Origin of the sequence: Neobacillus niacini, from assembly GCF_000759675.1 — a bacterium.
GTDB classification, from domain to species: domain Bacteria; phylum Bacillota; class Bacilli; order Bacillales; family Cytobacillaceae; genus Neobacillus; species Neobacillus niacini_A.
Window position 1 is genome coordinate 13,354 of record NZ_BAWM01000098.1, and the last position, 12,013, is coordinate 25,366.

13 protein-coding genes are annotated in these 12,013 nt (G+C 36.2%); 2 read left to right on the plus strand and 11 right to left on the minus strand.

The features are described 5' to 3' along the window. Positions 1–124: 124 nt before the first annotated feature. From TR08_RS22040 to TR08_RS22055, 4 genes are all read right to left on the minus strand, one after another. Entirely contained in the window at positions 125–325 is a 201-nt protein-coding gene (locus TR08_RS22040; protein WP_007083969.1) for a cold-shock protein, read from the minus strand. A gap of 250 nt (positions 326–575) precedes the next feature. Beyond that, positions 576–2,390, minus strand: coding sequence for a TIGR04190 family B12-binding domain/radical SAM domain protein (locus tag TR08_RS22045; protein WP_045521875.1), 1,815 nt, complete (start codon positions 2,388–2,390; stop codon positions 576–578). Between the two features lie 311 nt (positions 2,391–2,701). Beyond that, complete coding sequence (locus TR08_RS22050) at positions 2,702–3,058, minus strand: ArsR/SmtB family transcription factor (RefSeq protein WP_045521877.1); 357 nt, start codon at positions 3,056–3,058, stop codon at positions 2,702–2,704. Positions 3,059–3,081: 23 nt separating this feature from the next. Further along, positions 3,082–4,830 carry a SulP family inorganic anion transporter gene (locus tag TR08_RS22055; protein ID WP_045521882.1) on the minus strand — a complete coding sequence of 583 codons (1,749 nt, stop codon included), beginning with the start codon at positions 4,828–4,830 and terminating at the stop codon, positions 3,082–3,084. A 327-nt stretch (positions 4,831–5,157) separates the two neighbouring features. Between TR08_RS22055 and TR08_RS22060 the strand changes: the two genes are divergently transcribed. Then, a complete protein-coding gene (locus TR08_RS22060) occupies positions 5,158–5,952 on the plus strand; it encodes a TIGR00266 family protein (RefSeq protein ID WP_045521883.1) in 795 nt (264 codons plus the stop codon). 45 nt (positions 5,953–5,997) lie between these two features. Here TR08_RS22060 and TR08_RS30470 read toward each other — a convergent pair whose 3' ends face one another. The 7 genes from TR08_RS30470 to TR08_RS32750 form a co-directional block, all read right to left on the minus strand. Beyond that, positions 5,998–6,201, minus strand: a complete 204-nt coding sequence (locus TR08_RS30470) for a hypothetical protein (RefSeq protein WP_052427573.1) — start codon at positions 6,199–6,201, stop codon at positions 5,998–6,000. 21 nt (positions 6,202–6,222) lie between these two features. Further along, entirely contained in the window at positions 6,223–6,474 is a 252-nt protein-coding gene (locus TR08_RS30475; protein WP_052427574.1) for a hypothetical protein, read from the minus strand. A 344-nt stretch (positions 6,475–6,818) separates the two neighbouring features. Beyond that, entirely contained in the window at positions 6,819–7,418 is a 600-nt protein-coding gene (locus TR08_RS22070) for a short chain dehydrogenase (protein WP_045521885.1), read from the minus strand. A gap of 292 nt (positions 7,419–7,710) precedes the next feature. Further along, positions 7,711–9,171 carry a DUF4153 domain-containing protein gene (locus tag TR08_RS22075; RefSeq protein ID WP_045521886.1) on the minus strand — a complete coding sequence of 487 codons (1,461 nt, stop codon included), beginning with the start codon at positions 9,169–9,171 and terminating at the stop codon, positions 7,711–7,713. A gap of 70 nt (positions 9,172–9,241) precedes the next feature. Beyond that, positions 9,242–9,880, minus strand: coding sequence for an HAAS signaling domain-containing protein (locus TR08_RS22080; RefSeq protein WP_045521887.1), 639 nt, complete (start codon positions 9,878–9,880; stop codon positions 9,242–9,244). Next, positions 9,861–10,208, minus strand: coding sequence for a PadR family transcriptional regulator (locus TR08_RS22085; RefSeq protein ID WP_045521889.1), 348 nt, complete (start codon positions 10,206–10,208; stop codon positions 9,861–9,863). Before TR08_RS22085 ends, TR08_RS22080 begins: the two co-directional genes overlap by 20 nt. A gap of 105 nt (positions 10,209–10,313) precedes the next feature. Then, positions 10,314–10,481, minus strand: coding sequence for a hypothetical protein (locus TR08_RS32750; protein WP_193747824.1), 168 nt, complete (start codon positions 10,479–10,481; stop codon positions 10,314–10,316). 500 nt (positions 10,482–10,981) lie between these two features. On the opposite strand from TR08_RS32750, the gene asnA reads away from it, so the two are divergent. Then, positions 10,982–11,995 (plus strand): aspartate--ammonia ligase, encoded by a 1,014-nt coding sequence (gene asnA / locus TR08_RS22090; protein WP_045521891.1) that lies wholly within the window; start codon positions 10,982–10,984, stop codon positions 11,993–11,995. Positions 11,996–12,013: the final 18 nt, after the last annotated feature.

Here is a 12,013-nt window from a genome sequence, read left to right on the forward strand (position 1 = left end):
CAACTTTTGTGAGGTTGGAAAACGAAGAAATAACAGGTAATACGGGGTAGAGGTTTTTATTTTAAACAGCAAAAAACAGCCCGACACATTGGTCGGGCTGTTAAATCATTGGTTTCATAAATTATTATTTTTTAGTTACGTTTGCAGCTTGTGGTCCACGAGCACCTTCAACAACTTCGAAAGATACTTCTTGACCTTCTTCTAAAGTTTTGAAACCTTCAGTTTGGATAGCGGAATAGTGAACGAATACGTCGTTTCCGTCTTCAGCTTCGATAAATCCGAAACCTTTTTCAGAGTTAAACCATTTTACTTTACCGTTTTTCATGTAAAAAAATCCCCCTATTAGCTTATACTAAGCCATGTGTAAAATTCACCAAATTACAACGTGATAGCTTTACTTTCACTTTCTTATCCAAACTAATGATAAAACCTGAACAAGCTTTGTAACATAAATCTAATCCCGTGCAACGGCTGACTAAAATTTAACATTTTTTAGCTTCTATGTCAATAAAGTACTATAGACAAAAGCCTACAAAATTCGGGGTTTTCAAGGCATTTGCGCCCTTTGTATCCGTTTACTTTTTGTGCTGATTACTGCTTGGATTCGTGACCAAAACTTGATTCCTGTCAATCTTGCCAAACTTACATTTTATATCTTTTACGACATCTTTGATGAGTAATTCTAAACCGATGTAGGTTAGAGTAGGAAAATTTGCAAAAAGCTTTTTGACCTCCCATTTCAGTTCATTCTCACCGCAAATACTGTGGCGATTGATTTGATCTACTTCATTCTTAATGATGGAAAACTGTTTTTGTTTTTCATCGTCAGGCAGGAGCTCCAAGGCATCTAGTCTAGCAAGGAACTCGACTGACTTTTCAATCTTCAGTCTTACTTCATCATGAACATCCTTGGTTATAATATGATTCTTATATTTAAATTCATTTAACTTCAGAGCAGAGTCATACGTAGCATTTACAATTTCCTCTCTTGTCATATTGTTAGTTTCATAGCTCAGCATATTTTTCCAAGACGGTTGTTTCATAGCTTCACGGAAGTCTTCAAGTTTGTTGCAAAACTTTTTATAACCATATTTTTCCGGATTTTCAAACGCCGGGCTTCCTGGATCAAGGAATGGAGAAAGCGGTGCGACAAAATATGAAATTCGAGAATCTTCGTCACATTCCTTGTGAATGTTTTCACAAAAATCAACATTTCTCATCGCACTATCGTAATTTTGATTGGGGATCCCCGTCATGAAAAATAAGTCAATCTTAGCACAGCCATTCTTTAATGCAAATTGAAGCATTTCAATTACTTTGGCATTTGTACATGGCAGCTTTCCATTATATTTACGGATATCCTCATCTGCAGATTCAAGAGTAAGCTCAATACTATATTTAGGCATTGCCTCATTTAATCTTTCAAAAAAATTCTCATCGGCATAATTAAACAATTCGAATACGATCTCGTTCTTTACCTTCATTTTTGACAAACCATCAAGAAATTCATCAACGTACTCCTTGCCTCCTTGCCTTATATCATTCAGAAGAAAAATAGGTGCCCGTGTAAATCTTTGAATTAAGGCAATATCTTCGAGCATTTTTCGAGGGGAACGCATAACTAGCTTCTTTCGGTTGCAGTTTAACTCATAGGCATCTTTAGAACCTCCGCAAATTAAACAATTATAGTTACAACCTTTTGAGGTTAATATGGCAGTGTTTGGATACTGAAGCCAACCTTTGTATGGCAATGTATCTAATAGATTAACATATTTAAAGACGGAACCTATGATATAGCGATATCCTGGTAAATTAAACTCATCGAGACTGTCTGGTACATAGGTGATCTCATTATAAAAATATTGATTATTTCGCTTCCATGTTAGATTTGGAATATCTGAAAATCCAGATACGTCCTTTTTCTCCAGCTTATTAAGCAGCATTAATATTAATTTTTCAGTAGTATCACCCCGAACTACAAAATCAATACAAGAATACTCAATTAATTCTTTATGGAAATAGGTGCTGGACAGTCCACCAAACAAAACGGGTGTATCTGGATGATATTTCTTAACGATTTTTGCTAATTCTACACTTCCATGTGCATGAGGAAGCCAGTGAAGATCAATTCCAAAAGCCTTAGTTTTGATTTTACTGATTTTCTTTTCAACATCAAAATTTGGATTTAAAAGCATTCGATTTGCAATATTGACGATTTTCACTTTTAATCCAAATCGTTCTAAGTAATCTCCAATACTCGTCAATCCAATTGGATACATTTCAAAAACAGGGGAAGAAGGAACCACATCGCTGATAGGACCGGTAAATAGCATTTCTTTTCTGAAATCATAGACTGTTGGAGGATGCAGCAGTACCAAGTCGTAAATCATTTGATCACTTCCTAAATTCTATTATTTGTTTACACCATTATCGTAATATAAGAAACAAGGAAAATGTTGGTTAAAATAGTACAATTAATTGATTTTTAAGAGAAAAGCGGAGGCGACTGCCCTGGGACGAAGGCATAAGACGAACCCTGCAAGAAGGCGCTCTTTGCCTTCTTCAGGGGGTGGCTTATGACTCGAGTCCCAGGGAGCCTCAACTAGACAAGCTTATGACCCCGAGCCCCTAGGCGCTGCAGCTAGACAGTTATCATTTCTCGAAGATTGATACTTTTAAACATAAAAATAGCCGAAGAAAATTATTTCTTCGGCTCCAATGCTAGTTCTTCATCTTCGTCTCTAAACTTATCTAATATAGTTATGGTATCAACTAAGTGATTGTTAAAAATTTGACGAGCTACGGCTAAAAGTTCCACAATCATTGGATCTTTTAGTGTATAAATGACTTTATTTCCTTCTTTGGTACCCGAGACAATATTTTTTGCTCTTAATATTTGCAACTGCTGAGAGACAGCAGAACCTTCACTGCCAACAAGGGTTTGGATTTCATTCACATTTTTATCCCCTTCTGCTAACAGTTCTAATATGCGGATCCTCAAAGGATGTGCAAGTGCTTTGAAAAATTCCGCCTTAAATTGCTGCATTTCAAGATTCAATCCATTCACTTCCTTAATTCATTCTAGTAAGTAGCCGAGAGCTTCTGTTTGCTGCTTTCAATTACTTCGGAAGCCGAAAGCTTCTTACATTCTTTAAATGCGAAGTGCTTACAGCCAAGACATTTATTGCGATCCAGCTGCGATAACGCAAACTGAATGGCGTCACCTGTGTGTTCAAAGAAATGATCTTGACCAATCACATCATATAAGCCCGTACGTAACAAAACATTTTTAGGCTGTTCGTTTATTCCCGATATGATAACTATACCATTTTTTGAAAAATGAGACACAATACTTGCCAAATTTGCTTCACCAGTAGTATCCATAAATGGCACCCTACTCATCCGCAATAACAGAATCTTGGGACGATAGTTAATTGTACTCATGATAGATGTTTCAAATGTTTTGGCTGCTCCAAAGAATAATGGACCTTCAACATTATAAATGCTTATTTGAGGACAATCATGAGAATCAGATACAATTTGAGTCTCTACCTTTGCATTTTTATGCTGAAGGTTTGGCAATGCCTTTGCCGTGGTCATCAAATCGCTCATTCTCTTCGTGAATAAAATCGCCGCCATGACTAAGCCCACTTCAACGGCAGTGGTTAAGTTAACAAATACTGTTAATAAAAAGGTAACCACTAAGACTAGGGAATCAGTCGATTTTGTTTTTAAAATATGGGCAAATACTTTCCGTTCACTCATATTCCAAGCAACAACCATTAATATAGGTGCCATGCTTGCAAGTGGAATATAAGATGCAAAAGGAGCGAAAAACATTAATACTAGCAATACTACAATCCCATGAATAATACCGGATAACGGGGAAACTGCCCCATTTTTGATATTTGTAGCTGTTCTGGCAATTGCCCCTGTTGCTGGAATTCCGCCAAAAAGCGGAGTGACCATATTGGCAATCCCTTGACCTATAAGTTCCTTGTTACTGTTATGCTTGCTATTTGTCATCCCGTCGGCAACCACTGCTGAAAGCAGGGATTCAATCCCTCCAAGCATCGCAATAATAAACGCTGGTTTTAATAGAGTAATAATCATTTCTACGCTCAAGTCAGGAATTTGCAGCTGTGGCAATTTGCTAGGAATTTCACCATAAGCAGTTCCAATGGTTGCTACCTGATTGGGAAAGAACAAGGCTGCAATCATCGTTGAAACCACTAATCCAATTAATGGTCCTGGAACCTTAGGCGCAATTCTTGGGGTCAAAATAATCGTTACTAAGCATATGACCGCCGTTAAAATGCTAAAAAGGTTAATACTGTCCATGTGGATCATGATTTCTTTTACATTATTAATAAATTCTTCATGCATCTTAATACCTGTCAACCCTAGTAAACTAGCAATTTGTCCGGTGAAAATGGTAATCGCGATCCCTGTGGTAAAACCAATGGTTACAGGTCTTGGGATAAATTTTATTAATGATCCCATTTTGAAAATCCCCATGAAGAGGAGCATAATTCCAGCTAAAAAACCTGCAATTAACAGGTTTTCATATCCGTACGTCATAACGATTCCAAATAATATTGGAATGAACGCTCCAGTTGGACCACCAATTTGATACTTCGAGCCTCCAAACAAGGAGATGAGGATTCCGGCAACAATTGTTGTGTAGATTCCAAATTCCGGTTTCACCCCTGAAGCAATCGCGAAGGCCATCCCAAGAGGTATGGCAATTACACCGACAATGAGTCCTGACAGGACATCTTTTGGTACACTACTTAAGGAATATTGATGGAATCTTTTGTCACTTAACATATGAACCCTTCTTATCTTTCAAATTTGTATATCTGATTATTTGAATATAGAGGAATTCAAATTAATAATCAAGACATTTGTTTTAAAAAATTTTCCAGTTGTGTTGTCCCCTATCCTGTGTTATATTAATTGAGCGATGAGCTGAGTTGTGTAAGTCGAGAAACATTCCTTTTTGGAGCGCACTATGTGGAGTGTGGTTTTTCGCCTCAATACGCAAAAAGACGTCTTGCTATATGCAGGCGTCTTTTTTATGTTTAAATTAGCTCTTTTTTCCTAAATCTTATAAAATGGAATTATCAGGGTTTTTATTAAAAGGAGGAAAAAACGATGAATAATCATGAAATTGATTACAAAATTTATGGGGATGATATGCAGTTCGTGGAAGTTGAGCTTGATCCTCAAGAAACCGTTATTGCTGAAGCAGGAAGCTTTATGATGATGGAAGATGACATACATATGGAAACAATTTTTGGAGACGGATCTGGTAACTCTGGAGGCAGCGGGCTGATGGGCAAATTATTCAGTGCCGGTAAACGTGTTATTACAGGAGAAAGCTTGTTCATGACTGCCTTTACCAATCAAGGTCATGGCAAAAAACACGTTTCGTTTGCCTCACCGTACCCTGGTAAAATCATTCCAATGGATTTAAGTGAGTTGGGTGGAAAAATCATTTGCCAAAAGGATGCTTTCCTTGCTGCGGCAAAGGGTGTATCAGTTGGAATAGAATTTCAGCGAAAAATTGGAGCTGGCTTCTTCGGCGGTGAAGGCTTCATTATGCAAAAGCTTGAAGGCGATGGACTTGCATTTGTTCATGCAGGAGGAGCGATTACAAAAAAGGAACTTCTTCCAGGTCAAACATTAAGAGTAGACACCGGCTGTTTGGTGGCAATGACTAGTGGAGTCGAGTATGATATTGAATTTGTTAAGGGAGTAAAGACAGCCCTTTTCGGCGGCGAAGGCTTATTTTTTGCAACATTAAGAGGTCCAGGTTCGGTTTGGATTCAGTCCCTGCCATTTAGCCGACTTGCAAGCCGAGTTTTTGCAGCAGCACCACACCGCGGTGGTGGAAAAGACGAAGGCAGCATCGCAAGAGGTATTTTTGATATGTTCAATGGTGATTAAAACATGGTAATTAGAAAAAGGGCAAAATCAAAATCTGCCCTTTTTCTATTGGATTTTATTCTCCATGATGTAATCTGAAAGGGCAAACTGTAAGGTTCCCTTTAATTCTCCGACGTGCTCAAAAGAGATCCCCGAGTTAATTACAAGCTTGACAATTTCTGGACGTAGACCAGTAATAACTGTCTTACACCCCATCATCGAGATACCATTAATAATCCGTATGAGATGTTCAATGACTTCAACCTCCATCACCGCTGCACCTGAAAGATCTTATATTAATGTTTGAATATGAGAATTACCAATTTCCGTGATTATTTTATCTTCAATCGTATTGGCTCTATAGGAATCAATAGCACCAATTAAAGGTATGATGCTGATATCTGGTGAGATTGGGATAATGGGAACAGAAAGGTTCTCTAAAAGTTTTCTCTGAGTGTCTAACAATTCATCTTTATACTTTGTATATTGGATGAAGAAAGAATTTAAGAATTGATCAAATTGTCGGTTTATGTTTTTTTCCAAAGTAAAATAAGATTCTGAAGAATGATCATTATTTTATTCAAATCAAAATTATAGAGGATATCCCACACCGTTCTTCTTATCGCTTGTATCCATTCCAATTTAATAGCTATTGTTATTGAATATTTAGCCCATGCAATGCCTTCTTGTTTGGCGAAAGAAATTAATTCATGTTCACGTTCCTCTACAATCAGTAACACGGGTTTATGTGCATTGCTTAATAGATTAATATTGCCAATCCTATGTATCTCATTAATTTCATCTATTTTCACCTGTAAAAAAGGAATATTTTACAAAAACTTCACATAAAAAAAGGAAATCCTCTAGATTTCCTTAAAAATTAATTTCTAATAAACAGTAAATGTTTGCCCGGTTTGAGCTCCTTCGACACTTTTCCGATAAGCTAATGCTACCCTGCTCGCTGGCACAGGATTGAAGCCAGAAAAATACGGTCCATACTTTTCCATAGACTCTTTCAATACATTGGGACTTACGTTGTTAATTCGGATTCCACGAGGCAGCTCAATAGCTGATGACTTAACAAATCCTTGTATTGCTCCATTTGCCATCGCTGATGAAGTGCCCCCGACAATAGGGTCATCCATTAATATCCCAGTTGTTAACGTAAAACTTCCACGATCATTCACATGATTAATACCAAGCAGGACCAGATTGATTTGCCCCTTTAATTTACTTAAAATTGTAATCTCATTTTTTTCAGGAGTCAAAGCCTGAAAGGGTCCAAAGTATGTATTACCTGCTGTACAAATTACCGCATCAACGTTCCCTACAGATTCATACATAGACGTAATACTTTCTGGAACGGAAAGATCAACAAAGATATTTGCATTATTTCGTCCTGCTGTAATTATTTCATGGCTAGTTTCTAATTCCTTCTTTACAGCACTTCCAATTGTTCCAGTTGCACCAATGATTAAAACCCTCATTCGTAACCTCCTAATTCGAAAGATTTAGATTAATCCTCTTTCTTGTATATTAATAGGTTTCTTCTAAAATGCCAATTTTGGTGATTTAGAGTATGACAAAAGCGCCTTTTATAAGTAAAGCAAACAAAAACAGGATTTGATCCATCTTCGCATCCTAGAAACTATTCTTAATGGTCTCATACCAGTCAGTCCATAGGAATTGCTCTAACAAGACATCTTTTCGATTCATCATACATTTCTCCTTAAATAATATTTTTCACTCTTTGTTTTCGACAAAATCTCTTGATTACCTTTATTCCAGATGTAGTTTTCTTAATTCCTCATTAGCTTGAGTTCTTTTTAAGTTATAGGATTGCCATGGGACGTAACCTAGATTTGCTTCGTTTTTCCTTTCTAGTAAAATATTTTTTAAGCCCGGAAGTTGAGGATTTTCTTCATATATCTCAATTAACCCTAGAATACCTGTGTGAGATAAGCTATTTAGATAATGCAAATCAATTTTCCCGCTTTGTTCATAACGTTCAATGTTCTTTGTCACGATAATTTGTTCAACATTGATCACGTTCATCAAGGTGTAATAGAGTAAGGAGCTAATAAAATAAAAATGGAATAATGAAAGTTTTTCAATCCAAATTTTTATTAAGGTATACATGAAAATGACAACAAGAAAAATCATAAACGAGTGGGCCATTACCCTGATGAAGGTAAACCCATAAGCGTCCTCATACATACTTAACCGCATGAAAGCAGAACTTAATAACACACCACTCGAAATGACTAGCGTCGTTAGAAGCATTTGTATAAACCTTTTTATAAAACCTATCGACTTATTCGCAAAGGTTAAAACCAGAATGGTTATCGTGAGATTGATCAGTGTCACAAATAATAGTTCAAAAAAGCCTTTTCTTGCATATTCTGCATAGGTGAAATCTCCTTGCAATGTCCCACTAAAGAAGTATTTAAATTGGACAATGGTAAAGAGGACATACACCGCATTTATTAACACCAGAACAGTAATGGTAATAATTGCATCCATAGTAAATTTTTGTTTATCACCATCGTGAGTCATTACATTTATTTGTTTTTTTATAAGGACCTGCATGAGACCAAAGAAAACAAAGGTACAGAACAAAACAGTGATGATTCGAAATACCACTTCAGCGTCCAGCAACTGAAACCACTGTGGAATCCCCCCTAACATTTTTTCAAATTGAGTATCTGCTGACATAAGTAAGCCTAAGACAACAAACAAAACGGGAACGGAAATTAGGATTCCAATCGATACTTTTTTCCACACTTGAAACTTACTTTCATCTATACCCTGTTTAAAAAACTTACCCATTAAAGAGGCAAAAATGAAATTATACTTTATTGCTCCCCCCAACTTTGAAAATAAATAAGTAATAAAGGCTGGTTTGTTCCAACGGATATTTTTTTGACTTGTTACTAATACAAGATGAAAAAATACAAGCGATGGAATCACAACGATATTGAGTGCATAAAAGAAAAGGTTATCATTTATAAAATAGCTTGCAGCTAACACCCAGATACAGATGAGTACAAGATATCCAAATCGCTGGTGAGAGAATGAAAACCCGCGATAGCGGTAAAAAAACAAACCGTAAAAAGCGATGATAAACACTAAATAGGAAATGCCTATTTCAGCTCGGAAAAAAGCTTCCTCCGCCACAATTCCTAACACCATACACAACAATAAAAATAACCAATCAGATTTGCCTATTTTCAATTCCATATAATATCCTTCTTCCATATAGAAATTCTATATACATAGTTTTACTAGGTATATAGGTAAAAAAAGCCGCTTATATCGAGGCCTTCCTACCCCATCGATATCCAAGCCAACTTATTGGATATAGGATGATGGTAAAAATGATACAAGCAATAATAAATGTTTTCGTTAATAAAGGTTCGAACCATGAATGCGGTATTATTTCAAATACGGTTAACACCATTAACATCAGATTTGGAATAAGTGAAAGTAAAAAAGTCTTCTTCAGAAGGCTCCTTCCTCTATGTCCAAAGCCTTTACCAATTTCATAGCCAAGCAACGCCCAAAAGAACATATAAATAAAGGCAATCAAGGTGGGAATAGCAGTTAGATGGTTCCAAATCACTGAAAGCCATTTCCATTGAAATACATTATGGAATAAGGTTAACAAGCTTCCTCCCCCAAAAAAGAGAATATTCATTAGGATAAAAAGCCATTTCATATTACTCGGAGTGACAGAGAGCTCCTCTTCCCACATTACAGTAATTTCCTCAGGGCTCCCCAATCTAGAAATAATTCGTTCCAGCATCTCATTCTCATCGTTACAATCATACGATTCAATAAGAATTTCATCGATATGTGCTTCATATTCCAATAGAATACTTTTCTTATCCTGATGGTTTCCGAGCCCCTTTTCCAGTTCTTCTAAAAACTTATTCTTCGGCCGTTCCATGTTTTGATCTCCCTATTACCTTGTTCATCACCTTCACAAAATCCTGCCATTCGCGGGTTTTTTCATTCAGAACTTCTTTTCCTGCGTCCGTAATTCTGTAATATTTACGCGCTGGACCCTTCTTCTGTTCCTGCCAATAGCATTCAATATACGCTTGTTTTTCAAGTTTATGCAGAGCTGGATATAAAGTCCCTTCTTTAACGCTTAGTCCATTATCACTTCGCTGCTCTAATTCTTTGACCAATTCATAGCCATACATATCTCTTTCATTTAATAATTGAAGCAAGATTAATGACGTACTTCCTTTTACCAATTCACGATTAAACATTTTTTCACCTACCTAGAATTATTAGGTACATAGAAATTCTATACTATATAAAATCATTTGTAAAATAAAAAAAGTGACGATTTTTCATATCGCCACCAATCCTGACTATTTCTTTATCTTTTTTTGGTGTTGGATATATTCGTCACGTTCACCGCCATCAGATAACTCCTCTGAAAACTCATGATCAACTTTTTGGTCACGGCGCTCATCGGGTCTAACAATTCTTGGAGGAATATTATTATTAGGTGCTGCTTGTTCGTTCCAATCACTCATAGTATCACCTCTCCTTGTTAGTTTGGGAATCATGATAAAAAACATACACGAATCATTTCCTGCATAAATATTCCATTTTTCATCATACTAAAGAAAAACGGTGAGGTGAAGAACATGGGATTAATTAACTCCTTTAACCAGTGGAGAGAAACACGATATCAAAATCATGTTTCTCATATGAAGAATCAAGAAAAGTGTCCCGATTGCTATGGGAGAGGCTTTACTGTGTATCCCTATAATGAATTTGCCTATTATAACTCCGTAGAATGCCCAGGTTGTCAAGGCAGCGGATCTTACTCAGATTGGGATCAACTGAGGTAGCATGAAAAAATTTCTTCACCAAGTTACAAGGTGGAGGATTTTTTTTTTAGTGTTTGGTCTAAATCTATGGAAAGGAAAACATAATTTTGCTATAATTTCAGAATATTCTTTTGGAATACATCTGATTGTATATATAAACATTGTCATTATTATGATTTTTACTGGAGGTTTTTGATTTTATGCCAAATTCACTTTCTATTCAAAAGCTTTACACTTCTAAATTAGACCTTTTACAAACAGAAGTGGCAATTAAAAAAACGAAGGATTTCTTTGAAAGTTCTTTAGCTGAGATGCTAAATTTAACTCGTGTATCAGCCCCAATCCTCTTAAAATCTGGTAAGGGCTTAAATGATGATTTAAATGGTGTGGAACGAATGGTTTCCTTTGAAGCTTTAGATATTAAAAATACAAATATTGAAATCGTTCAATCGTTGGCAAAATGGAAAAGGATGGCTTTGGCAAGGTACGGTTTTCCCCTTGGAGAAGGACTTTATACGGATATGAATGCCATAAGAAGAGATGAAGTTTTAGATCATTTGCATTCCATTTATGTCGATCAATGGGATTGGGAAAAAATTATTTCAAAAGAACTACGCAACTTAGAGACGTTAAAATCCGAAGTTCAAAAAATATATCAAGTCTTTAAAAATACAGAAAATCATTTAAACGAGCTCTATCCTGTACTTGAGCCTGTCCTGCCTAAGGAGATTCATTTTATTACCACGCAGGAACTTGAAACAAAGTATCCAGAGCTTTCAGCAAAAGAGCGAGAAGACAGGATTGCCAAAGAATATGGTGCCGTGTTCATCATGCAAATTGGCGTTCAGTTACTCTCTGGAGAAAAACACGATGGACGCTCTCCAGATTATGATGATTGGACATTAAATGGTGATATTATTTTCTGGTATCCAGCTTTAGAACAATCGATTGAAGTTTCTTCCATGGGGATACGTGTAGATGAAGAAGCGCTTAAAAACCAATTAAAGATATCCGAAAATGAGGATAGAATGTCTTTAGAATACCATCAAGCCATTCTTAATCAGGAACTTCCTTATACGATTGGAGGCGGAATTGGACAATCAAGAATATGTATGTTTTTTCTTCAAAAAGTTCACATAGGCGAGGTTCAGGTTTCAGTATGGAATGATCAAATCCTTGAAGACTGTAGAAAAGAAAACATAACACTGTTGTAAGTTTTATTATCTAGAATA